The organism is Colwellia sp. MB02u-6, from assembly GCF_014077095.1.
Lineage (GTDB): Bacteria > Pseudomonadota > Gammaproteobacteria > Enterobacterales > Alteromonadaceae > Cognaticolwellia.
The window spans coordinates 426,024-451,519 of sequence record NZ_JACGVG010000035.1; the positions used below are offsets into that span (position 1 = coordinate 426,024).

Below are 25,496 nucleotides of genomic sequence, written 5' to 3' on the forward strand. Positions count from 1 at the left end.
TGTGAAATATCGTGCCTATCGGTTATGTTTTTTGAGTCAGTGCAATTTAGACACTCATTTGCTTGAGTATTTTTATAGTGATTAGTTTGCCTCTAAGTTAGCCAAAGGTAAGTTTAAAGACTCTTTGATCGACATTCTTATTTTCAACAACACTTATCTGAAACTAAAATATTATTTACTACTATTTCAATGCTGTCAAAATGAGTCATTATTTAGTCTAATCGGTATATGCTTTTTTTAGATTTTATTGACAATAAAATAATATTTTTTTGTCAATAGTGTAGGTTTTTTGAACAAACTAAGGGCGTTAGTTAGTGTCAGATTTTACTGTTGTATATTGTATAATATCTTTGTTTTTCTTTTTCTAATAACCGCTATTCATGGATTTGATATTGTATACAATTTACTTGATATACAATTTTGTATAAAATAATGACGAAATATCATTAAATTTAGTTGTTTTTTTGAACTATTTTAGCTTGACATTATTTTTTTTTACCAATTTGTAATAATTTGTTTGCTTTTTACACATTGGAGTGATTATTCTAATTATATAAAATTACTTGAGAGTAAAAAAATGGAAAATCTTCAACAGTTATTTATTGAAGCAGGTACTTTAATGTTAGCCGGTATGGTCTTTGTATTTACCTTTTTAGGTTTGCTGATTGTTTTTATTAAGGTTGTGCTGGTTAAGTTGGCAACAAAATTTCCTGATGCCATTGTTGAAAGTAGAGCCTCAAGTAAAAAAAACAATAAAAAACAAGATGGCAACGCTGTATCACCGGCAGTCGTCGCAGCAATCTCTTGTGCTGTTACCCAATATCGTCAACAACATTCTGCACAGAAATAGGAAATGACCATGACTAAGCCCTTAGGAATAACTGAAGTCGTATTACGCGACGGCCATCAATCATTGCTCGCCACACGATTACGTTTGGAAGATATGTTACCCATTGCTGCTAAAATGGATGAAATTGGTTATTGGTCAATTGAATCTTGGGGTGGCGCAACATTTGATTCTTGTATTCGTTATTTAGGTGAAGATCCTTGGGAGCGTCTTCGAGCGCTAAAAAAAGCGATGCCAAAAACCAAACAACAAATGTTGTTTCGTGGTCAAAATATTCTAGGTTACCGTCATTATGCTGACGATGTGGTAGAAAAATTTGTTGAGCGCGCTCACGTTAATGGCATTGATGTTTTTAGGATTTTTGATGCGATGAATGATGTACGTAACTTACAAACATCGATTAAAGCCGCGGTAAAGGTTGGCGCGCATGCCCAAGGAACTTTAAGCTACACTGAGAGTCCTGTGCATACCCTTGAAGGCTGGCTAACCATGGCTAAGCAGCTAGAAGATATGGGCGCACATTCTTTGTGTATCAAAGATATGGCTGGCCTTTTAAAACCCTACGATGCCGCTGAGCTGATTAGCCGTTTAAAAGAAACTGTTGCTTTACCTATTGCACTACATTGTCATGCCACAACAGGCTTGAGTGTTGCGACACACATGAAAGCCATTGATGCAGATATTGATGTGATCGACACGGCTATTTCATCAATGAGTATGACTTACGGCCATTCACCAACAGAAACTATTGTCTCTATTGTTGAAGGTACAGCACGTGATACTGGCTTAGATATGCTTAAATTAGCAGAAGTAGCCACTTATTTTCGTGACGTTCGCGAAAAATATGCCCAGTTTGAAGGTAGCTTGAGGGGTATTGATGCGCGTATCTTAGTCGCACAAGTACCTGGTGGCATGCTAACCAATATGGAAAGTCAATTAAAAGAGCAAGGCGCAGCTGATAAGCTTGATGAAGTGCTAACAGAAATTCCAAAAGTGCGTAAAGACCTTGGTTATATTCCTTTGGTGACACCGACCTCACAAATTGTTGGTACTCAAGCGGTATTAAATGTCCTTACCGGTGAGCGCTACAAGTCAATTACCAAAGAAACGGCCGGTGTACTAAAAGGCGAGTACGGTAAGACTGCCGCGCCAGTTGATGCTGAATTACAAGCAAGAGTACTCGATGGAAATGCCGCAATTACTTGTCGCCCAGCAGACTTACTTGATCCAGAAATGGATAAATTATCGGTTGAATTGCAACAAGTTGCCGAAGAGAAAAATATTACACTAGCTGAAGATACTATCGATGATGTGCTAACTTATGCATTATTTCCACAAATTGGTTTGAAATTTTTAACCAATCGCCATAACCCAGATGCTTTTGAACCAGCACCGACTAAGGCAGCCGCTAAAAGTACGGCTGCAGCTCCAACAACCAGTTCAGCTAACGCTGGCCCTGAAAGTTACGCGGTAAGTGTTGACGGTAAAGTCTTTGACGTTGTTGTTGCCCCTGGTGGTTCAATAGATACGATTGCGCCAGCGAGCAAAGCACCCAAAGCAAGTGCAAGCGATGGTGAACCTTTAAAAGCGCCTTTAGCGGGTAATATTTTTAAAGTGCTGGTAAATGAAGGTGACGAAGTCGAAGCAGGCGAAGTGGTTATCATCATGGAAGCGATGAAAATGGAAACTGAAATCCGGGTAATAACAGCCGGTGAAATATCAGCTATTCACACCAAAGAAGGTGACTCAGTTGCCGTTGGTGATATCTTGTTAAACTTGGTATAGGATAACCCATGGATTCTTTAAAATTATTGTGGATGTCTACAGGCCTAGCAAACTTTGAATTAGGCCAAGTGATCATGATGCTAGTAGGTTGTGGTTTACTTTATCTTGCTATTGCGCGTAACTTTGAACCGCTATTATTAGTGCCGATGGGTTTTGGTGCTATTTTAACTAATATTCCTGCTGCTGGCTTTTCTGAAGTAGGTGGCTTGTTGCATTACATTTACTACGCTGGAATTGATACTGGCATATTCCCGTTACTGATCTTTATGGGCGTTGGTGCCATGACAGATTTTGGCGCGTTGATTGCCAATCCTAAAACATTGCTACTAGGTGCTGCTGCGCAATTTGGCATATTCGCCACTTTGTTTGGTGCCATAGCGTTGAACTTTGTTGGTCTAGACTTCTCTATGAAAGATGCCTCAGCTATCGCTATCATTGGCGGAGCAGATGGTCCAACTGCGATATTTTTAGCTTCAAAACTTGCCCCTGACTTACTGGGCGCGATTGCTGTTGCAGCCTATTCATATATGGCGTTAGTACCGATTATTCAACCGCCTATTATGCGAGCATTAACCACAGAAGATGAACGTAAAATTGAGATGGCGCAATTACGTCATGTTACCAAAGTTGAGAAGATTATTTTCCCACTGGGCGTTTTAATGATGACAATTTTCTTTTTACCGGCAGCAACGCCGTTAGTGGGGATGTTTTGTTTGGGTAACTTAATGCGCGAGTGTGGCGTGGTAGACCGCCTAAGTTCGACAGCACAAAATGAGTTAATTAATATTGTCACTATCTTCTTAGGACTAGGTGTTGGTTCTAAGTTAAGCGCTGAGCATTTCTTAAATGCTAAAACTTTAGGCATACTCGCGTTAGGCGCAGTAGCGTTTTCTATTGGTACTGCTACGGGTGTGTTAATGGCGAAGCTAATGAATAAATTTGCTAAAGAAAAAGTTAATCCACTCATTGGTGCCGCGGGTGTATCGGCAGTGCCAATGGCTGCTCGCGTCGCTAACAAGGTCGGTTTAGAGGCTAATCCGCATAACTTCTTACTTATGCATGCGATGGGGCCAAACGTTGCTGGTGTGTTAGGTTCAGCGGTTGCTGCCGGCATATTGTTAGCTTTAGTCGGATAACTTTACAACAGAGACAATATTAAAAAAGGAGCCATGTGCTCCTTTTTTTCTTGATGGTATACGTTAGCAGTATTAAATTGTTACTGTGTTTAAGGTTATGGTGTTTAAGGCTGCAGTTTGAAATTTTTCCATTGATTGTTATGTTGTTTAAAACAAACCCTGTCATGCAAACGGCTCGCTCGGCCTTGCCAAAACTCTATATAGTTTGGTTTAATGCGCCAGCCACCCCAAAACTCAGGTAAAGGTACTGAGTTACCAGCAAATTTTTTCGTGTAATAAGCAACGCTATCAGCCAGTTCAGTTTCAGTTTGAATTTCGCTACTTTGTTTTGATGCCCAAGCGCCAATTTGGCTGCCACGATCACGGCTATGAAAATATTTTGCTGACTGCTCAGCACTGACTTTTTCCACATTGCCTTCAATGCGAATTTGACGTTGCAATACATTCCAGTGAAATAGCAGTGCAATTTTGTCATTTTTATTTAACTCTTGGCTCTTTCTACTGCTGTAATTGGTATAGAAGATAAAGCCATCTTGGTTAAACTCTTTTAATAACACCATACGACAGCTTGGTTGCCCGTCTTGGTTTACACTACTGACAGACATTGCCTCGGGCAATAAAACACCCGATTTATTGGCATCATCAAACCAAAGTTTAAATAATGAAAAAGGATCGGCATTTTCATTAATGGGTGGCAATGGTAAGGCAACGCCTTGACCAAAGGTAAATAAGCAGCGCAATTTTTCAAATAAAGTCATAATGTAGGATCATTAAGTAGCGAAGATATTAGACTAATAATATCAGCTTTATGTCATAAACAAATCGTTACTGATAAAATATTATCGATAATATTTACTGCGGGCTTCTAACTGAGTGGTAAAACTCAACTTTTTTCCACATCATGGATTAGATATCCCAATTATCTATGTCATCGAGTAATGCTTTGAGGCGTTTTTTTGCTAATAAGTCTTCAATACGTTTTCTGACTTCGCTGTTATGGCCGGCCTGCTTGCCTTTAGGTAAGTCTTTGTCATAACTGTCCTGTTTGAAGTCTAGGCTAGCGTCATCTGTGAAGTCGTCGCACATTTTTTATACCTATGGCTTTTACAGTATTTTCTGTAATTACAATAAATAGTGGCTTAAACCTGTTAATGCTAGCTAAGGGGTAAATTTAATCCTATTTATTGTCATTATTGTAAATTTAACAAAGATAGACAATTTGAACATAGGCAACTAATGGCAGATTTTCAACTAATTACTTTTATTCTAAAAAATGCTGTACTAAAAATGCTAAGTGACATTCTCTACCGTGCAGTTATTTAGCTTTGATTAGTGCTTAGATTGCAGCTCTGCTAAGCTGCACCTCGCAATGAATTGGCTATATATCTCTTGGTGTTAGCCAAGATACTTTTTAAGGTTAAATAGTATGTCGAAAGAAAGTTTTTCTCACTGGTGTTTGCAGCTACAGCAACAAACTCAGGCTAAGCGTTGGCGTAGTTTGGTGGTTTTAGTGGGTGATGCTGCCTGGACTACTGAACAGCTTGAGACAAGTTTAACTTTATTTTTACCCGCCCAAGAGTCAAATGAGAAGATCGATAAACAAGGTCTTTTTTATGGCGAACTTGCCCATACTAGTCGCGCTAATCAGTTAATTTCAGTCAATCGAAAAAATTATGCTCAGTACTTAGGTACTGAGCAAGACGTTATTGTATTTGCGGTAGAAAGTAAGGGTGATAATGATGCCCGCCATATCGAAAGTGATTTTGACGTTGATGCCTTTGCTGCGCTTTCGGGCACTTTAGTGGCTGGTGGCGTATTTTTACTTTTATTAAAGCCGTCGCAAGTCGAGCAGGTTAACAAAGCGCAATCGCAAGACTATTTTCTTCAGCGTTTTATGCTGCAATTATCCGCTGAACATTGTTATTTCATTAGACAAGATAAACCCGAATTTCCAGCGTTATTGTCTTTGAATAAAACAGCGCTAGACAATCGTGCTAATGATGGGAAATTAAGTACCACTCAACAAGTAAAAAATCTGCCATACGGCTGTTTCACTCAAGAACAAGTGTTAGCGGTTGAGGCTATGCTCAAGGTATTGTCGGGTCATAGAGATAGGCCTTTGGTACTAACCGCTGATCGTGGTCGGGGTAAGTCTTCAGCTTTAGCACTTGCGGCATGTCAAATGTTGGCTAATGCTAAACAGCCACTAAAAATCATGATCACGGCGGCAAGTAAACCAGCGCTTAAGGTGTTTTTTCAGCAAGTTGAAACACACTTGTCTGATGTCAAGGTTGGCGTAAATAGTGTAGAACATGCCAATGGCAGTATTATTTTTTATGCTATCGATGTGCTGTTAAAAGAGCAACCTGAAGCTAGTATAGTCATGGTTGATGAAGCTGCCGCCTTGCCAGTCTATCTTTTGCAGCAATTACTTAGTCATTATCATCGCTTAATATTCGCCACGACTATTCATGGTTATGAAGGCGCAGGTCGCGGCTTTAGTCTGAAGTTTGGTCTGGTTTTACAGCGTTTGACGCCGAATTGGCGCAAAATACACATTAATGAAGCTATTCGCTGGGCAAGTGATGACCCACTCGAGCAATTCGTTTTTGCTAGTTGTTTGCTAAACGCTAAATTGCCCAATTACTCTAACACTTTATTACCCATAAATAATGCTATCCCTGAGAGCAAAAGTGAGGCTAATAATGCGCAAGCGCAAAGTGCTGTACTTTCGCAATATAAGCTAGTGACCGAGCTTGTTACCCCCATACAATTACTGCAAAACGAAACACTCTTACAGCAAGTTTTTGCAGTATTAGTAACAGCTCACTATCAAACATCACCCAGTGATCTAAAGTTACTGCTAAACAATAGCGCTATATCATTGTTTGTACTTAAACATGAAAACGATATTTTAGGTGTTGTTATGCTTATGCGAGAAGGGCACGCAGATGAAACACTGGTTGAGCTAATTCGTGAAAATCAGCGTCGGTTACGCGATCAATTTTTACCACAATCATTATTGATGCATTGTGGCATTAAGGAAAGTTTTAATTATAGTTATCAACGTGTAATGCGTATTGCGATACATCCTCAATTTCAGGGTCAAGGCTTAGGTAGACACTTTTTAAGTGCTATTGAACGCCATATTACACGCCAAGGCATAGATTTTATTGGCGCTAGTTTTGCGGGCAACGCCACTCTGCTCAAGTTTTGGCAGCAAGCTGGCTTCGCCGTTGCCCGAGTAGGGTTTAGTAAAGACAAAGCCAGCGGTGAGCATTCTTGTTTGGTGACTAAAGCCTTAACGCCTAATGCCAGCCATTTACAGCAAGTGATTGTTGAGCAGTTTTACCAACAATTTGATTATTGGCTAACTGATGAGTTTACCCAACTGCCAGCCAAATTAGTCTGGCAGTTACTCAAGGGCAATACGACGTTAAAAACATCAGTACTAACGCGTGATATTTTGCAAAGTGTTAACGACTTTACTTCTGGCCAACGTCAATTTAGCAGCTGTGTTTATGCGCTACACCACTGGCTATTAAGGCATTGTACTGAACAGTTTAATCCTGAAGTATTACCTTTGCTTGCGCGTATTTTACAAAAAAATAGTATTGAAAAAGTTTGCCAACAGTATGGTTTTACCGGTAAAAAAGCCTTAAACCAACACCTAATCAACTTTATTAGGGCTCATCAAGTGCTAGCCATAAGTTGTAAATAGTCAGCGCTATACCCAGTTGGTTAATCAACTGGGTATTCAGCAAGATCGTAACGCCATTGCCAATAATTTTTCATCTTATGATAGCTGCAATGATTATCAGCTATTTGATCAAAGTCGTCATGTTGCATAATTGCATTGATCGCAACACATATCTTTGCCAGTGACTGTTTGTTCGCTGATGGCTTGCAGCCACAAACACAGGTTTCTATCCAGGCTTCTAAACAGTAAATATCAACAATAGGTGATTCTGTGGTCATTGTATTTCTCCAGCGCTTTTTAAGTCAGTCGTTAAATGAGTTGTTGAATGAATACTTAAGTTCAGCAAAGACTGCCATAAGGTACTACGGGCATTGTTGTTTAGGCATCTACAGTTATGGCCTGTTAACGCGCCTGAGCTAATTAATTTTGCTAACAATAAAGCTGAAATTTCAACTTTGACTTTACCTCTACAGCCTTCATTTATTTGTCTTGATCCCATTATTCATCCTTATTATTTTTGATAAAACAGGTTTGTTAAAAACAATAATTGAAAACACAATCAAATACAAATGATAATTATTATCATTTGAGGGGTGTCTCTGTGCTGGTATTATTATTTTAAGTGAGCCATTAAAATACAAGCGAGGTTTTATTTGAGGTATGCCAGGCAATAAGTTATTCGCGTTGAGAACTTAACCAAGCGTTATAAAGATGCTGTTGCGGTAAACAATATAAACTTTGCGATGCAAAAAGGTCATTGTTTTGGCTTGCTCGGCCCTAAGGGTGTTGGCAAGACTACGGCCATAGAAATCATGCGAGGCATTATCAAAGTGAGCAATGGCTAGTTTTTTATTATGCTAAGCCCATTGATGAGTCAATATCGCAAAAAATTGGCATTCAATTTCAGCATCCCCCCTTACAAGACTTTGTTACGATTAAAGAAACCATAACTCTATTTAGTGGCTGGCGTGCGTAAAATGATCACCGAAGCGGCAACATTAGCGAATATCCGTTATCATGTAGCCATTTTGATGCTAATGAACGCGGTCCTTTTAACCTTAGGGGGCTTATTTATTTAGCTGGAATACTGTGCGCTAGTTAATTGAAGGTTAACGGCCGATTTTAACGCAAGACTGAGGGTACTATAACGTTATGTTGTTAAAGATAGTGGGAATATTTTTTGTGGCATTAGCCTTTATTGGTGCTTTTTTACCTTTATTGCCCACCACACCTTTTTTATTAGTTGCCGCGGCCTGTTTTGCTAAGTCGTCGCCGCGATTGTATAACATGCTATTAGCCAATAAAGTGTTTGGGCCAATGATTTATCATTGGCAGCAATCTCGTTGCATTCCCAAACGCGCAAAAATGCTAGCTTTAAGTTCAATGGTTGTTGCTGTTTTGTGGTCGGGTTATATTTTGCCTACGGTTTGGTTAAAGGTGTTAGTGGTTGCCTTGGTTGTTTGGCCATTTGTTTTTCTTTGGCGTTTACCTATTTCTAATAGCCATCAGCAAATGCCATTAACAAACCATAGACCAGTAGGTAAATCGCCTGAAAAATCTAGTCCTGAAAAAGTAACCAAGAGCTCAGGGGGAAAGTAAATATTGAATATTGTAGGTTAAAGCACTAGGCCAGTGCTTTAACCACCAACTGGGCTAAATGGGGCGGTAAGGTTAAGCTTAAGGCAATTTCTTGGCCTTGCGTTGACATTTTTCGCCAAGTCAGCTGTAAAATACGAATGATTTTTTCTTCTTTATGTTTAGCGGCTAAGGCATCAAAGTAGTATTGTAAAAACACTAAGCAGGCTACGTCTTCTAAGGTTTGGCTTTCACTGTTTGATTTTAAGTTTTCTTTACGAATAATCGCCGCGCTAGTTTCAGCGGCGTCTTCACTATAGCCATGCTCAAGCATTAGGGCTTTAGCGGTAGCCGCATGAAAAATGCCTAATTCTTTACGCCAGGTTAAATAACCTTTTTTGCCAATTGCGAAGTTGACACGTTTTAAATGCCAGCGTTTTACGTGCTGTGCACGAACCGCAACCTGTAAATTTTCACTTGCATCTGGCCAATGCTTCTCAAGACAAGTTGTCATGTATTGACCGTACAAAAGCTCTTTAGGTTGGCTAATGCCATCAACAATCGTGGTGTTGGTATCGGCTTTATTTATAGTGTCGATAGCATCTAATACTTTTTGTAGTTGAGTCATAATGATTAATTTTTATTTTTTGCAAAGGAAAACACCAGTTTACCCCGTTTTTTAATATATACAATCATGCTTTAAGACAAATATTGAGCATTTAAATGAAATTTTGTGCAACTAGATGCCTTGATCATATTGTTGTGTACACAGCTTTTCAGTATAATGTTTTCCCGTCCTACTAAATTTATTTTTTTAACCAAACATTAAATAAATTTAGTGCAAAATTCCTGTTTTTCCTGACTCTGAGTATCGCATGACAACTAGATATATTTTTGTTACTGGCGGCGTTGTATCGTCTCTTGGTAAAGGTATTGCTGCAGCATCACTAGCAGCAATTCTCGAAGCACGTGGTTTAAAAGTTACCATGCTTAAGCTTGACCCTTATATTAATGTTGATCCGGGTACTATGAGCCCCATTCAGCATGGTGAGGTTTTTGTTACCGAAGACGGAGCAGAAACTGATTTAGATTTAGGTCACTACGAACGTTTCATTCGAACCAAAATGACTAAGCGTAATAACTTCACTACTGGTCGTATCTATCAAGATATTCTAGCGCGCGAGCGTAAAGGTGAGTTTTTAGGTGCCACTATTCAAGTTATTCCTCATATTACTAACGACATTAAACGTCGAGTGATTGAAGGTGCTGAAGGTTACGATATTGCGATGGTTGAAATTGGTGGCACTGTGGGTGACATTGAATCACAACCCTTCTTAGAAGCTATCCGTCAGTTAGGGGTAGAATTAGGCCGAGAACGTGCGATGTTTATGCACTTAACCTTAGTGCCTTATATTGCTACAGCCGGTGAAATAAAGACTAAACCTACCCAGCATTCTGTGAAAGAATTACGTTCAATCGGTATTTTTCCAGACATTTTAGTTTGTCGAAGTGAGCGTGCGATTCCCGCTAATGAACGCGCTAAAATTTCACTATTTACTAATGTTGAAGCAAAAGCGGTTATTTCATTGCGCGATGTTGACTCTATTTATAAAGTACCTGCCTTACTTAAAGCGCAAGGTGCTGACGAGTTAGTGGTTAAGCGTTTTGGTCTTGATGTTCCCGAAGCTGATTTATCTGATTGGGAGCAAGTACTTTACAAAGAAGCTAACCCATCAGGTGAAGTCGTTGTTGGTATGGTCGGTAAATATACTGAATTACCTGATGCATATAAATCAGTTAATGAAGCGCTAAAGCATGCCGGCATTAAAAACCAAGTAAAAGTTAAAATTCAATATATTGACTCACAAGATGTTGAGTCTAAAGGGGTTGAGATTTTTAAAGGTTTGGACGCCATTCTAGTCCCTGGTGGCTTTGGAGAGCGTGGTGTTGAAGGTAAAATTTTAACCGCACAATATGCGCGTGAAAATAAAATACCTTATTTAGGTATTTGTTTAGGTATGCAAGTGGCATTGATTGAATATGCCCGTAATGTTGCTGGTTTAACTGACGCACACAGTACCGAATTTAATACCAAAACACCTTACCCAGTCGTTGGCTTAATCAACGAATGGTTAGATGAAGAAGGTAAAGTTGAATACCGTAATGCTGAATCTGACTTAGGCGGAACTATGCGCTTAGGCTCACAATTGTGTCACATTATGAAAGGTACCAAGGCATATGACGTATATGGTAGTGAAACAATTTATGAGAGACACCGTCATCGTTTTGAGGTAAATAATAACTACCGTGAACAATTAAGCCAAGCAGGTTTAGTGTTCTCGGGATTATCTGCGGATAAAACATTAGTTGAGGTGATTGAAAATCCTAATCATCCTTGGTTTATTGCTGGGCAATTTCATCCTGAGTTTAATTCAACTCCTCGTGATGGTCACCCGCTTTTTGCTGGCTTTATTGCCGCCGCTTTTGAACATCAAAAGCAGCAATCAAGTTAAACCAAACTGATGAAAACCGTAGCTTATTGCTGCGGTTTTTTTTAAGCAATTTTAACCTTTAATTTAACGTTTATAACCGGCCTAGCTTAGCTAGTAAGGAATAGGGAACATAATGTCTAATATTAGTAAAATTATCGCACGCGAAATCATGGATTCTCGTGGTAACCCAACAGTTGAAGCTGACGTTTATTTAGCGTCGGGTGCTTGGGGTCGAGCTGCTGCTCCTTCTGGCGCATCAACCGGCTCTCGCGAAGCACTTGAATTACGTGACGGCGACAAATCACGTTACTTAGGTAAAGGTGTATTAAAAGCTGTTGCTGCTGTTAACAATCAGATCGCTAAGGCATTGAAAGGCAAAAGTGCTTTAGAGCAAGCAAACATAGATCAAATTATGATTGATTTAGACGGCACAGAGAATAAAGAAACCTTCGGTGCTAATGCCATTCTTGCCGTTTCTTTAGCGAACGCAAAAGCCGCCGCAATGGAAAAGAAAGTACAATTATTTGAGCACATTGCCGATCTTAACGGTACGCCAGGTCAATACTCACTACCTTTACCTATGATGAACATTATCAATGGTGGCGAACATGCTGACAATAACGTTGATATCCAAGAGTTCATGGTACAGCCAGTTGGCGCGAAAAGCTTTAAAGAAGCGCTACGTATGGGCGCTGAAATTTTCCATGCTTTGAAAAAAGTATTGTCTGCAAAAGGTTTAAATACCGCGGTGGGTGATGAAGGTGGTTTTGCCCCTGATTTAGCCTCAAATGCTGATGCATTAGCGGTCATTAAAGAAGCGGTTGCCGCGGCGGGTTACGAATTAGGTGAAGACGTAACTTTAGCGATGGATTGTGCTGCTTCTGAGTTTTATGATGCAGAAAAAGGCATTTATGACCTAAAAGGTGAAGGCAAGCAATTTACGGCTAACGAATTTTCTGATTTTTTAGCAAGCCTTTGTGAGCAATACCCGATCATTTCAATTGAAGACGGCTTGGACGAGTCAGACTGGGATGGCTTTAAATACCAAACCGACTTACTTGGCGATAAAGTGCAAATTGTTGGTGATGACTTATTTGTTACTAATACTAAAATATTAGCCCGTGGTATTGAGCAAGGTATTGGTAACTCTATCTTAATTAAATTCAACCAAATTGGGACATTAACAGAAACCTTAGCGGCGATTAGAATGGCAAAAGACGCTGGCTTTACCGCCGTGATTTCACATCGCTCAGGCGAGACTGAAGATTCAACTATTGCTGATTTAGCCGTAGGCACTGCCGCAGGTCAAATCAAAACGGGTTCTTTATGTCGCTCAGACCGTGTTGCTAAGTACAATCAGTTATTGCGCATTGAAGAGTTTTTAGGTGATAAAGCTATCTTTAATGGCTTGTCTGAAGTCAAAGGCCAATAATCATAAGTTTTTGTGTGATGACATTAGGCTTTCGTTTATCAGTTGGCTTACCTTACGTATGGTAGTAATATCATGCAGTTAATTTAAACGTTATTGAATATTATAAAAACCACTCATACGAGTGGTTTTTTTGTGATAATAAGAGCTTAAGCTGACTAATTAATTATGGCACGACTTACCTTGCCGCCACTGACAGTGTTCGAATATAGCGCCTTTACTGAATATTATACTTGTGAATAAGTCGTCGATTGGACTATATCTTGCGTGTATTTTATTTTAAGCCATAGGACTAAACTATGAAAAAATCCGCCCTTATTATTTTGATTAATAAAGGTATGGATAATAATGCCGCGATAGCGATGAAAAAAATAGCTAATAAACTGGTCACAATGCAATAGTTAGCAAATTAACAGGGTTACAAAGCGCACACTTGAGCTTTTTTCGCACAGCGTGTTAAATACTATGCTTAATGTTTGTTATCGCGACAAAAGTTGAGCTAACCTCCCTTAATATGATGCAGCCAGCAGCTTTAAGTCGCTGGGTTATCGCAACTACTTAGTGCCAAAAATCTTATCACCAGCATCACCTAAACCCGGCAATATATAGCCTGCGTTATCTAAGCAGTCATCAACAGCGGCGGTATAAAGCTCAACATCAGGGTGTGCTTTTTTTAACGCGGCTATACCTTCTGGCGCAGCTACTAAAACTAGGGCTTTGATATGGTTTGAACCACGCTCTTTCAATAAGTCGATTGTGGCTATCATAGAACCGCCTGTAGCTAGCATGGGATCAATCACTAGGGCCAGACGTTCTTCAATTTTCCCCGCTAATTTTTCAAAATAAAACACTGGCTCTAGTGTTTCTTCGTTACGATACATACCAACAACAGAGATTCGGGCGCTAGGAATAAGCTCTAAAACGCCGTCCATCATGCCTAAACCCGCACGCAGAATAGGGACCACGGTGACTTTTTTACCTTTAATTTGTTCTACTTGAATTTCACCATTCCAACTATTGATGGTTTTAGCTTCTACTTCAAGGTGCTTAGTGGCTTCATAGGTTAATAGACAGCCAACTTCCGAGGCAAGTTCGCGAAAACGTTTGGTACTTATATCAGCTTCACGCATTATGCCGATTTTGTGTTTAATTAGGGGATGCTTTACTTCAATCACGCTCATTATTTACTCCAAAAATTGCTAGGAAACTATTTTTTATATTATACTCAAACCAGTGGTAAATACTCGTTTGGGCTAAAATTTTAAGTAATGTTAGCGCATATTTTTTAACTGCGGTGTACATTGTTAAAAAACACTGTTAAAAATAATAGCCCAGTATAAATTGTTATTACTAGTTATTTTATAGGTAAAACAATGCGCAGATCAGTTTTAGCTATTTTATCTTTACACAACAATCAAGTATGCTTAAATTATCAGCGTTAATTAAAGTAGTCATTAAATTCATGGTCACTCAATCATTATTATGGCAATCACAGCAGCAGTCATCAGACTTTGCTGAGCTGTGTAATGCCCTTTATGAACGAGAGTTAATTACTTTAGCCCGCAATGAATGCTTAGTGCTAGCAAGTTTACAAGGCAGAATTAAAAGCTTACCTCATTATGTTAAACGCACGGCATTCGCGTTATTAAATGCACAAACACCACTGGCATTAGATATTCAAAATGCCAGTTGGTCAGCTAAGCAAGTAGCTACGTCACCTGAAATAAGCCAATTGTCGGCTTATGATGAAACTGTTATTACTTGGTATAAGAGACAAGAGTTAGTGCATGGTTTAGTGGTGCCTATCGCGTTAAATGGCTATATTGTACTCGATTGTATCGACCGAATTGATTTAGAAAAACAGAGATTTCGAACCAACGTTCATGGCTGGTTTTATTTCACAGATAACGAAACCGTCAGCGGTGCAGGTAACAGGCGAAAAAATGAGGGTGACAGAGCAAGTGAGTTAGACATTGAAGCTGAGAGGAGAGCAGATAATGAGTCAGAGAGCGAAGTAACTCGTCAGAAAGTGAATTTACTTAAGCCAACGAAAAAAGTAATGAGCGCAGCGTGCGCTGGGCATCGTTGGAAAGATGGTCAAAAATTGCAGCCAATTATGCCTTCATTGCGAGAATTGTTATTATCTTGCACCATTAATTGGCGCAATTTCAAACAACCTAGGGTAAATTTGCCAGACAATTGATTTTAAATCTTGTTGGGTGTTTACAGCAGACGGTACGTATTTATAATAGCGTATCAATATTATCTTTTCGATATCGACTTTAGATACATTATGCGGCTGATCACGGCAGTTTTACTACTTTTTCTGGTACTTTTGCAATACCGACTTTGGTTTGGTAAAAACAGTGTGCCTGATTATCTAGTACTAGAAGAAGAAGTTACTCGCCAGCTCGCCAATAACAACAAGCTAAAACAACGTAACAAATTACTTTATGCTGATACTGACGATTTAAAATCTGGTACAGAAGCTATTGAGGAACGTGCTCGCCATGAATTAGGTCTGATCAAACAGGGTGAGACATTTTTCCGCGTCATTCCTAATGATGAAGATGCCGACAAGAAGGAACGATTGAGATAATGAGTAACTTATTAGGGCATTTTACGGTTGTAGTGCCCGCTGCAGGTGTTGGAAAACGCATGCGTTCGTCTTGTCCAAAACAATATTTAACCATTGAAAACATAACTATTTTAGAACATACCGTTCAGCGTTTACTCAGCCACGAGGCAATTTCTCATGTCATTATTGCCCTAGGTGAAAACGATGAATATTTTCCTAATACCCGCTTAGTTAATCATAAAAATATTAGCTGTGTTGTTGGTGGAAAAGAGCGTGTTGATTCGGTACTTGCCGGTTTAAAACATTTACATGCTGGTCAAGAACAATGGGTGTTGGTGCATGATGCCGCAAGACCTTGTGTTCGCCATGAAGATTTAACCCGCTTAATTAACTACTGTCTTGAAAACGATCATGGCGGCCTATTAGCAAGCCCTGTTCGCGATACCATGAAGCAAGCGAATATCGAGCAATTAGTAGTAAGCACCTTGGATCGTAGTCAAATGTGGCATGCGCTGACGCCACAAATGTATAAAACGTTTGAACTAACCGCTGCTATTACCGAGGCTTTAGCAAAAGGGATCAGTATTACCGATGAATCATCAGCGATGGAAGCATCGGGTTTTGCAAGCGGTTTAGTCAATGGCAGCAACGACAATATAAAAATTACCCAGCCAGAAGATTTGTTTTTAGCTGAATTTATTCTTAACCAACAAAATAATAATTTACAATCAGAGGTAGTATGCGAATAGGTCACGGGTTTGATGTTCATCAATTTGGTGGTGCAGGGCCATTAGTTTTAGGGGGTGTTGTTATTCCTTATGAATTTGGTTTTATTGCTCACTCTGATGGTGATGTGGCTATTCATGCCTTATGTGATGCGATTTTAGGGGCATTATGTTTAGCCGATATTGGTAACCATTTTCCTGACACGGATGACCAATACGAGAATATATCGAGTCGTATTTTATTGCGCCATGTGGTTGGTTTAATGCAAGGAAAAGGCTACGGCTTAGGTAATGCCGACATTACTGTTTGTGCGCAAGCACCAAAAATAGCACCGCACCTTTTAGCCATGCGTGAATGTTTAGCACAAGATTTACAAGCAGATATCGAACAAGTCAATGTCAAAGCAACCACCACTGAAAAGTTAGGCTATGTGGGTCGCAAAGAAGGTATTAGCGTGCATGCCGTTGTACTATTGATAAAAACTGAACCTAACAGTAAGTTAAATACAATTGCAGAGCCGATTAAGCAAGCCGAAATAAAAGTACTAAAGCCCGCTGTTCAAAGTGAATTAAAAGCACTAAAGTCAGTCGTTCAAAGCGATAAGCCAGTAGCTAAGCCAAGCCAATCTCCCTTACCTGAATTTTCCTATTTATATGGTAAACCAAAATCGACCGGCTTGTTGCGTCGGCATAGATCAGACTTTAAAGTTTTTGAAAAAATACCCTTTGAACCTTGTGGTCAAGGCGAACATCTTTTTATTCATATTCGAAAAACTGGCGCCAATACCGCTTTTGTTGCCAAGCAATTAGCGCAATATTTTTCCGTGAAAGAATCGTTAGTTTCCTATGCCGGTTTAAAAGATCGTTTTGCGGTAACTGAGCAATGGTTTGGTGTGCATGTTCCCGGTAAGCAAAGTTATGATTTAAGTGACGTAAACATCGAAGGTGTCGAAGTTTTATCCTATAAACGCCATAACAAAAAATTACGTATTGGCGGTTTAGACGGTAATCGTTTTGAAATCACCTTACGTGACGTGACTGAAATTGACGAGCTAATAAGACGTTGGCAGGTAGTGACTAATTTTGGCGTACCAAACTATTTTGGTGAACAACGTTTTGGTATCAATGGCGGTAATATTGAAAAAGCCTTAGGTTTATTCTCTGGTAAAAAAGTTCAAGACAAGAAAAAACGTGGTATGTATTTATCGGCTGCACGCTCATTGATTTTTAACCAAATGGTTGGCCAACGTATCGAGCAACAAACATTCGACAGCTTAATTAATGGTGACGTCTTGATGTTAGCGGGAACACAGTCGGTATTTCTCGCTGATGTTATTGATGAAAGTCTGCAAACACGATTAGTTGAACATGACTTAGATATTACTGCATCTATGTGGGGAGCGGGCGAATTAATGACCACCGGCGATGCGCGTGCATTTGAGCAAAGCATTGCCGATGGCCAGCTAGCATTTTGCGAAGGTTTACCGCGTTTTGGATTGAAGCAAGAACGTCGACGTATTCGCTTAACGATTAAAGACACTAACATTAGTGTAGAGAACGATGTTGTAACCTTGTCATTTTTCTTGCCATCAGGTGCTTATGCCACCACCATTATGCGTGAGTTAATCGACTATAAAGATATGACCGAGCGGGTTGATGTTAGTGCAGCCAGGCACACAGCCACTGCAACTAACACCCAGACTAGCGCAGTAGATAACAACAAGGAGTTAAAAAGCTAACATGAGAATATTACTGAGTAATGATGACGGTGTTCATGCTGATGGCATTAAAGTGCTTTTTGATGAATTAGCCAAAATATTTGATGTAACCGTAGTTGCGCCAGACAGAAATTGCAGTGGCGCAAGCAATTCGTTAACACTATTGAATCCATTACGAGCGCAATCGTTAGAAAATGGCTTTATTTCTGTCAATGGTACACCTACTGATGCCGTGCATTTAGGTGCAGCCCAATTAATGCAGCCAAAACCTGATTTAGTGGTGGCGGGTATTAATCACGGTGCTAATTTAGGTGACGATACCATTTATTCTGGCACGGTAGCGGCAGCAACAGAAGGGCGTCATTTAGGTATGCCTGCAATAGCGGTATCGCTAGTATCTTCAGATCCCAAAAATTTTCAAACTGCCGCCATTGTTACCGCCAAGTTTATTGAGCGTTTGCAGTTGCACCCGCTGCCAAGTGATCAAATTATTAATATTAATGTGCCTGATGTGCCGCTAGATCAATTAAAAGGTATTCAAGTCACACGTTTAGGTAACCGCCATAAAGCGGAAACTATGAAAAAGGTGCAAGACCCATGGCAACGAGATATTTATTGGTATGGCCCATTAGGAAAAGAACTTGATGCTGGCGTGGGTACTGATTTTCATGCCATAGCTAATGGTTATGCATCAATTACCCCGTTAACCATAGATATGACTGCTTATAAAAGTCTGGCAAAAATGACCGAATGGATTAATGAACTTTCACTATGAGACCAATTAATATCAATACCAGAGTAGGCAATAATATTGGTGGCAAGTCGAGTCGAAGTGGCGAATTATTGGCGCAAAAATTATTGGCTGAAGGCATCAAAAATCAACAAGTATTACAGGCTATTGCCCGTTCGCCTCGGCATATTTTTGTACCTGAAATTCTAGCGCATAAAGCCTATGACAATACGGCCTTACCGATTGGCCAAGGGCAAACCATATCACAACCCTATATTGTGGCAAAAATGTCAGAGCTGCTTCTTGCTGATGGCGTGCCAGACAGCATTCTAGAAATAGGCACGGGCTCTGGCTATCAAACCTCAATATTGGCGCAGTTATCAGCCAAAGTGTTTACTGTTGAACGTATTAAGTCGTTGCAATGGCAAGCAAAAAGAAGATTACGCACGATGGATTTACATAATGTGGCAATGAAACATGGTGACGGTTGGCAAGGTTGGCACAGCAAAGCTCCGTTTCAAGCCATTATAGTTACGGCTGCACCCAAAGAGGTGCCAGTGGCATTATTAGCACAGCTCGCTGATGGCGGTCGCTTGATCATTCCTGTTGGTGAACAAAACCAAGTTTTAAAATTAATTACTCGTCATGGTGATGAATACAAAGAGCAGCAAATTGAAGCTGTTCGTTTTGTTCCTCTTGTACCTGGCGCTTTAGGATAATTTGTGAAAATATTTTCTGCATTATACGAATGGACACTTAAGTGGGCTGAGCATAAGTTTGCCCCTAGAATTTTAGCAATACTGACTTTTGCTGAGTCGGTTTTTTTCCCCATTCCACCTGACGTTTTATTAGCTCCTATGGTACTGGCACAGCGCGATAAAGCCTGGCGTTTTGCCACAATAACTACCGTTGCTTCAGTGCTCGGCGGAATGGTAGGTTACGGCTTAGGTTATTTGATGTTTGAACCTTGGATCCAACCCTTAATTACTGAGTTTGGTTATCAGGCGCGCTTTGATAAAGCCATGTTATGGTTTAGTGAATGGGGTGTATGGGTGGTATTTATTGCTGGCTTTTCTCCTATCCCTTATAAGTTATTTACCGTGAGTGCTGGCTTTTTAAATATGGCATTTTTACCCTTCTTATTAGCGTCATCGATTGGTCGCGGCATGCGATTTTTCCTGGTCGCAGGTGTTATTCGTTGGGGCGGGGCACCGATGGAACAAAAAATTAGACAATGGGTTGATGTCTTAGGTTGGCTAGTTGTTAGCGCTATTATTATTACCTATATTGCTACACGATAAGGACGTTATTTTTGCTATGACGAGATGGATGCAAGGTAACTCATTTAGCGCTAATAACCTACTAACGCTAATAATGATATTAGCGTTAGTAGGCTGTTCTAACCGCAGTAAACCTGCACCAGTTGTTGACGTACAAGGCTCTCTTCCTCTTAGTCAAAGACTTAAGAGCAGCGTTAGTGGCACTGAATATATAGTGAAAAAAGGTGAAACCTTATACTCAATAGCATGGCGTGCAGATATTGATATTCGTACCTTAGCAAGTATCAATAATATTAAAGCGCCATACCAGATCTATCCACAACAAAAATTAATGTTAACAAAAGGTAACAATAATGTTAACTTAAGAGGCCAGGAACGAAAGGGCGTTAATACATCAAAACAAAAAGTTATAAAAAAACCTATTGCACAGAAGAAAAAGCAGGAGTATGGTAAAAATGTAGCTGATCAAAAAGTCAGCAAAAAAGTTCAGGCACACACGGGGTTTTCACAAAAAATTAGAAAGTGGTGGTGGCCTGCGAAAGGAAAAGTTATTCATAATTTTTCCTCCGCAAAACAAGGAAATAAAGGAATCGACATTGCGGGACGACGCGGTGATTCGGTGAAAGCAACTGCAGATGGAAAGGTGGTTTATGCCGGTGATGCACTACAGGGATACGGCAAGTTAGTCATCGTTAAACATAACGAAGATTATCTCAGCGCTTATGCCCATAACGATCACATCCTAGTCAAAGAACAGCAAGTTGTAAAAGCCGGTCAAGTGATTGCCAAAATGGGTGATACTGACGCTGAAAGAGTCATGCTTCATTTTGAAGTTCGCTTTCGTGGGAAATCAGTTAATCCTATGAAGTATTTGCCGAAATAATAATAAAAATTTACCAATAATACCCCGAGGTTAATGTGAATAATTAGTCAGTAAATTTAGCTAATGCTAAACAGGAAGATATAACATGGGCATAAAAAAACAAATAGAATGTTCTGATCTTGCAGTGAAAGAAAAGCCAAAAAGTACTGAGGTAGAAGTACCTGAAGAGAGCCCGTCTAATTTAGATGCAACACAAATATATTTAAGTGAAATAGGATTTTCACCATTATTAACCGCCGAAGAAGAAGTTTACTTTTCTCGCCTTGCCCTAAAAGGTGATGAACGCTCTCGCAAACGCATGATAGAAAGTAATCTTCGTTTAGTGGTAAAAATTGCTCGCCGTTATAACAATCGTGGCTTACCTTTATTAGATTTAATTGAAGAAGGTAACCTAGGCCTAATACGTGCTGTTGAAAAATTTGATCCGGAACGTGGTTTTAGATTTTCAACCTACGCGACTTGGTGGATTCGACAAACCATTGAACGCGCCATTATGAACCAAACTCGTACTATTCGATTACCTATTCATGTGGTTAAAGAACTTAATATTTATTTACGCACAGCCCGTGAGTTAGTGCAAAAGCTTGACCATGAGCCAACGGCTGAAGACATTGCTTTTGAGCTTAAGGTACCTGTGGAAAGTGTTAGTAAAATGCTGCGCTTGAACGAGCGTATTGCTTCAGTTGACTCGCCATTTGGCGGTGAAGGTGAAAAAGTTTTATTAGATGTTATTCCAGATGAAAAAGCTGGAGGTCCAGAAATAAAATTACAAACTAATGATATTAAACATAGCATTGTAGATTGGCTGAATGAACTTAACTCTAAACAACGAGAAGTACTAGCAAGAAGGTTTGGCTTGCTAGGCTATGAAGCCGCTACATTAGAAGATGTAGGTGTCGAAATAGGCTTAACACGCGAACGTGTGCGTCAAATTCAAGTTGAAGCATTAAAACGTCTGCGTGATATTTTAAGTCAACAAGACTTGTCAATTGAAGCGCTATTTCAAGAATAGTGCGATGGGCTCAAGTTTAGTGAATAAATAAAAACCAGCGATTGCTGGTTTTTTTAGGCTTACATTTTATGGATAATGTACCTGCCTATAAATTTGTATCAGGAGCTCATTTTAAGACCAAACTACCATCTGTAGTGGTGATTTTTTGTAGGTCGAACTTTAGTCTGTTAACCGTTTAACGAGCAATTAACTTTATAAGCGAGCAAATATTGGCAGCAAATATTTTTTGTAGGTTTGAGTGACCGTTCTGCTAGGTCGGTATTGATGTTGTCAGCGAGCACAGATTATAAAGTCGACCTGCACTTTAATCTGTGTTCGCTGCATAGGGATGCTAATGTAAATAGCCTTCTTTTTTAAATTAATTTTTTTAATTTATATAATAGATCTAAGGCCATTTTAGGGCTCAAGTCGTTGACCTCTATTGCACTTAGTTGTTCAACAATAGGATGTTGGCTATCCATAAAAGACAGTTGTTCAAAAGCTTGGGGAACAGCACTCATCACCGAAGGTGCTTGCATATTCTCCAGTTCAGCTAAGCGTTGTTTTGCCCGCACAATTACACTTTTTGGCACGCCAGCGAGTTGCGCCACCTGTAAACCAAAACTCTTACTTGCAGCACCTTCTTGCACTGTGTGCATAAAGACAATGCTGTCGCCATGTTCAACAGCGTCTAGATGAACATTCGCTAAAGTATCAATTTGTTCAGCTAGTAAGGTTAACTCAAAATAATGGCTAGCAAAAAGCGTAAAAGCTTTCGTTTTTATCGCTAGCATTTCAGCACAGGCCCAAGCCAGTGATAAGCCGTCATAAGTACTAGTGCCTCGACCAATTTCGTCTAACAATACTAAACTTTTATTGGTGGCATTATGCAAAATGTTAGCGGTTTCTGTCATTTCCACCATAAAAGTTGAACGACCACTGGCTAAGTCATCAGAAGCGCCAATACGGGTGAAAATTCTATCTACCATACCTATTTGAGCGGCACTTGCTGGTACATAACAGCCTATATGTGCCAGTAGTACAATTAACGCTGTTTGGCGCATATATGTAGATTTACCGCCCATGTTAGGGCCGGTAATAATCAACATTTCTCGGCTGCTGTTTAGCACTACTGGGTTAGCAATAAAGGGCTCAGCGGTCATTTGTTCTACAACAGCATGCCGTCCAGCTTCAATATTAATACCACTGGCTTCTTGCAGTATAGGCTTAACATAATTTAAGCTTTCGGCCCGTTCGGCAAAAGTATTTAACACATCAATTTCAGATAGCGATTGCGCAAGTAGCTGCAATTTTTCTAACTCAGGTAATATTTGCTCAAATAACGCTTCATATAAGCGTTTTTCAAGGGCAAGAAATTTACTTTGCGCGGATAGCACTTTCTCTTCATGTTGTTTTAATTCGTTAGTAATAAAGCGTTCGTTATTTTTTAAGGTTTGTCGGCGAATATAATCATCAGGTACATCAATGGCTGCGGTGCGACTCATTTCTATATAGAAACCATGGACCCTATTATAGCCAACTTTGAGTGATTGAATGCCGGTACGTTCTTTTTCGCGCGCTTCAAGTTGCGCTAAAAACTCGGTTGCACCATCGCTTAAATCTCGCAGTACATCTAATTCGTCGTTATAACCTGGGGCGATAACGCCACCGTCTCGAATTAATACCGGTGGGTTCTCCACAAGAGCTCTTTCTAATAGTGCTTGTGTTGCCGGTATAGGCTGACACTGTTCAACCAATGCCGCTAAATGTGGTTGACTACAGCTAATCATAAGTGTTTGCAAATCAGGTAAATGCATTAAGGCATTGCGTAAACGTGCAAAGTCGCGCGGGCGAGCTGATCGCAAAGCAATACGGGAAACAATACGTTCAATGTCACCAAATGGCTTTAAGTTAGCGTTGAGTTCAAACGGTAAGTCTTGCTGTAATATTTCTTCAATCGCATTTTGACGATTATTTAGCGTATTTAGCTCGCGCAGTGGAAAGTGTAGCCAACGCTTTAGTAATCTAGAACCCATGGGGGTCGCGGCTTTATCAAGAATTGCGGCTAGGGTATTTTCATTACCACCTTGCAGGTTTTGGGTTAATTCCAAATTACGGCGAGTGGCGGCGTCAAGAATAACGGCAGTCGATGAGCTTTCACCAATGATAGCTCTAATATGCGGTAGTGCACTCCGCTGACTATCTTTAACATATTGAAATAAACAACCGGCAGCAGCTATACCTAGTGGTTTATCTTCAACACCGAAGCCCGACAATGACTGAGTACCAAATTGTTTATTGAGTAAGGTTTTACTGGTGTCTAAATCAAACTCCCAATCAGGGCGTCGACGTAAACCTTTGCGTCCAGCAATAATACTCGTGGCGACTAATGATTCGGGATATAACAATTCTGCTGGTGATAAACGTTGTAGCTCGGCTTGAACTTGCTCTTCAGTTTTAGGCTCAACCAGCACAAAACGGCCACTGGTCATATCTAAATAAGCGAGGCCAAAACCTTGTAGTGTTTGATAAACAGCAACAATCAAATTGTCTTGTCGGTCGCTAAGCAGCGCTTCATCACTCACTGTGCCAGGTGTAACCACACGTACCACCTTTCGCTCTACCGGGCCTTTGCTAGTCGCCGGATCGCCAATTTGTTCACAAATAGCGACTGACTCACCTAATTTGACTAACTTAGCTAAATAGCCTTCCACCGCATGATAAGGCACACCAGCCATTGGTATAGCATTACCACCAGTTTTTCCACGTGCAGTTAATGATATATCAAGCAAATCAGATGCCTTTTTAGCATCATCAAAAAACAGTTCATAAAAATCCCCCATACGATAAAAAATTAAAATATTAGGAAATTCCGCTTTAATAGTCAGGTACTGACGCATCATAGGGGTGTGAGAGGAAAGGTCTGTTTCTTTTAAGGTCGCATTCATACTAGTTCATAATCTCTTTATCTTCTTTAAGCCTCTTTAGATAATGGGCTTCGCTATTTTATTATGTGCTTTTGTTGTTTTTGCTTAGCTCAAACTAAATCTGTGAATTAAGTGGATCTAGTATGATTTTTTGTATGGTATTATTTTAAATGACTTTAGTGAGGTTCCTATACCGCCTCAAAGCCTAACCAAATGCTATTTGAGGTAACCATGGCTAAAACTAATTCTACAGCAATTAATGCACTTGCGGCAAAGCGTTTTAAATACAATGCTGAAACAGGAAAGAAACCTTCATTGCTTGCTGATACTCCTCCACATTCAGGTCTTTGGTTACTTGTCATGGTTTAATGAAACTGTAAGGATTTATAGCTTAAAATAAGTAAAATCTTAAAGGTATTCAAATGACCAGAAAAACAAAAATTAGTGACAGTCCTAATCAAAAGCTAGAAGATGCTAAATTAATGGTAGAGGAAAACTATTTCAACAAAAAACACAAGATATCACAGGCATTCATGCCACATCGATTGCTCGCTGTAAAAGGCAATACTTAGCTGAATTATCCGGTCATACTCCTCAAAATTCTAATGCGATCACCCTTGACCAACAACGATTCCAATTATTAGAGAAGTAATTAAAACAATCACAAAGAGATAATAAAATATTAAAAAAAGCGGCGGCT

General features: G+C 39.8%; 26 protein-coding genes and 1 pseudogene. 19 read left to right on the forward strand and 8 right to left on the reverse strand.

What is annotated here, in order from left to right:
- Positions 1–577: 577 nt before the first annotated feature.
- From H4J46_RS11410 to H4J46_RS11420, 3 genes are read left to right on the forward strand one after another with little or no spacing between them, the layout of a single operon-like run.
- The gene (locus H4J46_RS11410) at positions 578–850 is read left to right on the forward strand and encodes an OadG family transporter subunit (RefSeq protein ID WP_182233602.1); all 273 of its coding nucleotides are present in this window, start codon (positions 578–580) and stop codon (positions 848–850) included.
- Between the two features lie 9 nt (positions 851–859).
- On the forward strand, positions 860–2,632 hold the full coding sequence (gene oadA / locus H4J46_RS11415) for a sodium-extruding oxaloacetate decarboxylase subunit alpha (protein WP_182233603.1): 1,773 nt from the start codon (positions 860–862) through the stop codon (positions 2,630–2,632).
- Between the two features lie 8 nt (positions 2,633–2,640).
- Positions 2,641–3,768, forward strand: coding sequence for a sodium ion-translocating decarboxylase subunit beta (locus H4J46_RS11420; protein WP_182233604.1), 1,128 nt, complete (start codon positions 2,641–2,643; stop codon positions 3,766–3,768).
- 104 nt (positions 3,769–3,872) lie between these two features.
- Here H4J46_RS11420 and pdxH read toward each other — a convergent pair whose 3' ends face one another.
- Positions 3,873–4,526 (reverse strand): pyridoxamine 5'-phosphate oxidase, encoded by a 654-nt coding sequence (gene pdxH, locus H4J46_RS11425; RefSeq protein ID WP_182233605.1) that lies wholly within the window; start codon positions 4,524–4,526, stop codon positions 3,873–3,875.
- A 148-nt stretch (positions 4,527–4,674) separates the two neighbouring features.
- Positions 4,675–4,854 carry a PA3496 family putative envelope integrity protein gene (locus H4J46_RS11430; protein ID WP_182233606.1) on the reverse strand — a complete coding sequence of 60 codons (180 nt, stop codon included), beginning with the start codon at positions 4,852–4,854 and terminating at the stop codon, positions 4,675–4,677.
- Positions 4,855–5,194: 340 nt separating this feature from the next.
- Here H4J46_RS11430 and H4J46_RS11435 point away from each other — a divergent pair, with 340 nt between their 5' ends.
- On the forward strand, positions 5,195–7,489 hold the full coding sequence (locus H4J46_RS11435) for a tRNA(Met) cytidine acetyltransferase TmcA (RefSeq protein WP_182233607.1): 2,295 nt from the start codon (positions 5,195–5,197) through the stop codon (positions 7,487–7,489).
- 20 nt (positions 7,490–7,509) lie between these two features.
- On the opposite strand, the gene H4J46_RS11440 is transcribed toward H4J46_RS11435, so the two are convergent.
- Positions 7,510–7,746, reverse strand: a complete 237-nt coding sequence (locus H4J46_RS11440) for a hypothetical protein (protein ID WP_182233608.1) — start codon at positions 7,744–7,746, stop codon at positions 7,510–7,512.
- Positions 7,743–7,967, reverse strand: coding sequence for a hypothetical protein (locus H4J46_RS11445; protein ID WP_182233609.1), 225 nt, complete (start codon positions 7,965–7,967; stop codon positions 7,743–7,745). Before H4J46_RS11445 ends, H4J46_RS11440 begins: the two co-directional genes overlap by 4 nt.
- A gap of 232 nt (positions 7,968–8,199) precedes the next feature.
- Here H4J46_RS11445 and H4J46_RS17690 point away from each other — a divergent pair, with 232 nt between their 5' ends.
- Positions 8,200–8,313, forward strand: coding sequence for an ATP-binding cassette domain-containing protein (locus tag H4J46_RS17690; protein ID WP_404851789.1), 114 nt, complete (start codon positions 8,200–8,202; stop codon positions 8,311–8,313).
- 307 nt (positions 8,314–8,620) lie between these two features.
- Entirely contained in the window at positions 8,621–9,067 is a 447-nt protein-coding gene (locus H4J46_RS11455; protein WP_182233611.1) for a YbaN family protein, read from the forward strand.
- 25 nt (positions 9,068–9,092) lie between these two features.
- Here the strand turns inward: H4J46_RS11455 and H4J46_RS11460 are convergent, their stop codons facing one another.
- Positions 9,093–9,671: a DUF4202 domain-containing protein gene (locus tag H4J46_RS11460; protein ID WP_182233612.1), complete on the reverse strand. Its 579-nt coding sequence runs from the start codon at positions 9,669–9,671 to the stop codon at positions 9,093–9,095.
- A 247-nt stretch (positions 9,672–9,918) separates the two neighbouring features.
- Between H4J46_RS11460 and H4J46_RS11465 the strand changes: the two genes are divergently transcribed.
- Both H4J46_RS11465 and eno read left to right on the forward strand, forming a co-directional pair.
- Positions 9,919–11,556 carry a CTP synthase gene (locus tag H4J46_RS11465; protein WP_182233613.1) on the forward strand — a complete coding sequence of 546 codons (1,638 nt, stop codon included), beginning with the start codon at positions 9,919–9,921 and terminating at the stop codon, positions 11,554–11,556.
- A gap of 112 nt (positions 11,557–11,668) precedes the next feature.
- Positions 11,669–12,967, forward strand: coding sequence for a phosphopyruvate hydratase (eno, locus tag H4J46_RS11470; protein WP_182233614.1), 1,299 nt, complete (start codon positions 11,669–11,671; stop codon positions 12,965–12,967).
- A 551-nt stretch (positions 12,968–13,518) separates the two neighbouring features.
- On the opposite strand, the gene upp is transcribed toward eno, so the two are convergent.
- Positions 13,519–14,145: a uracil phosphoribosyltransferase gene (upp, locus tag H4J46_RS11475; protein WP_182233615.1), complete on the reverse strand. Its 627-nt coding sequence runs from the start codon at positions 14,143–14,145 to the stop codon at positions 13,519–13,521.
- 239 nt (positions 14,146–14,384) lie between these two features.
- Between upp and H4J46_RS11480 the strand changes: the two genes are divergently transcribed.
- From H4J46_RS11480 to rpoS, 10 genes and pseudogenes are all read left to right on the forward strand, one after another.
- Complete coding sequence (locus H4J46_RS11480; protein WP_259365805.1) at positions 14,385–15,167, forward strand: hypothetical protein; 783 nt, start codon at positions 14,385–14,387, stop codon at positions 15,165–15,167.
- A gap of 90 nt (positions 15,168–15,257) precedes the next feature.
- The gene (gene ftsB, locus H4J46_RS11485; protein ID WP_182233616.1) at positions 15,258–15,563 is read left to right on the forward strand and encodes a cell division protein FtsB; all 306 of its coding nucleotides are present in this window, start codon (positions 15,258–15,260) and stop codon (positions 15,561–15,563) included.
- Positions 15,563–16,291 (forward strand): 2-C-methyl-D-erythritol 4-phosphate cytidylyltransferase, encoded by a 729-nt coding sequence (gene ispD / locus H4J46_RS11490; protein WP_182233617.1) that lies wholly within the window; start codon positions 15,563–15,565, stop codon positions 16,289–16,291. Before ftsB ends, ispD begins: the two co-directional genes overlap by 1 nt.
- A pseudogene (ispF, locus tag H4J46_RS11495) lies at positions 16,282–16,755 on the forward strand (2-C-methyl-D-erythritol 2,4-cyclodiphosphate synthase); the annotation flags it as partial. The gene ispD and the pseudogene ispF, both read left to right, overlap by 10 nt.
- Complete coding sequence (gene truD / locus H4J46_RS11500; protein WP_220463017.1) at positions 16,741–18,006, forward strand: tRNA pseudouridine(13) synthase TruD; 1,266 nt, start codon at positions 16,741–16,743, stop codon at positions 18,004–18,006. The pseudogene ispF and the gene truD, both read left to right, overlap by 15 nt.
- A gap of 1 nt (position 18,007) precedes the next feature.
- The gene (gene surE, locus H4J46_RS11505) at positions 18,008–18,760 is read left to right on the forward strand and encodes a 5'/3'-nucleotidase SurE (protein ID WP_182233618.1); all 753 of its coding nucleotides are present in this window, start codon (positions 18,008–18,010) and stop codon (positions 18,758–18,760) included.
- Positions 18,757–19,434, forward strand: a complete 678-nt coding sequence (locus H4J46_RS11510) for a protein-L-isoaspartate(D-aspartate) O-methyltransferase (protein ID WP_182233619.1) — start codon at positions 18,757–18,759, stop codon at positions 19,432–19,434. The genes surE and H4J46_RS11510 overlap by 4 nt, the downstream gene beginning before the upstream one ends.
- A 3-nt stretch (positions 19,435–19,437) precedes the next feature.
- Complete coding sequence (locus tag H4J46_RS11515) at positions 19,438–20,016, forward strand: YqaA family protein (protein WP_182233620.1); 579 nt, start codon at positions 19,438–19,440, stop codon at positions 20,014–20,016.
- 16 nt (positions 20,017–20,032) lie between these two features.
- Positions 20,033–20,878 carry a peptidoglycan DD-metalloendopeptidase family protein gene (locus H4J46_RS11520; protein ID WP_259365806.1) on the forward strand — a complete coding sequence of 282 codons (846 nt, stop codon included), beginning with the start codon at positions 20,033–20,035 and terminating at the stop codon, positions 20,876–20,878.
- Positions 20,879–20,963: 85 nt separating this feature from the next.
- On the forward strand, positions 20,964–21,890 hold the full coding sequence (gene rpoS / locus H4J46_RS11525) for an RNA polymerase sigma factor RpoS (protein WP_182233621.1): 927 nt from the start codon (positions 20,964–20,966) through the stop codon (positions 21,888–21,890).
- Between the two features lie 353 nt (positions 21,891–22,243).
- Here the strand turns inward: rpoS and mutS are convergent, their stop codons facing one another.
- Together mutS and H4J46_RS11535 are read right to left on the reverse strand one after the other, a co-directional pair.
- A complete protein-coding gene (gene mutS / locus H4J46_RS11530) occupies positions 22,244–24,817 on the reverse strand; it encodes a DNA mismatch repair protein MutS (RefSeq protein ID WP_182233622.1) in 2,574 nt (857 codons plus the stop codon).
- Positions 24,818–24,984: 167 nt separating this feature from the next.
- Positions 24,985–25,158 (reverse strand): hypothetical protein, encoded by a 174-nt coding sequence (locus H4J46_RS11535; protein ID WP_182233623.1) that lies wholly within the window; start codon positions 25,156–25,158, stop codon positions 24,985–24,987.
- 60 nt (positions 25,159–25,218) lie between these two features.
- Here H4J46_RS11535 and H4J46_RS11540 point away from each other — a divergent pair, with 60 nt between their 5' ends.
- The gene (locus H4J46_RS11540) at positions 25,219–25,368 is read left to right on the forward strand and encodes a hypothetical protein (protein WP_182233624.1); all 150 of its coding nucleotides are present in this window, start codon (positions 25,219–25,221) and stop codon (positions 25,366–25,368) included.
- Positions 25,369–25,496: the final 128 nt, after the last annotated feature.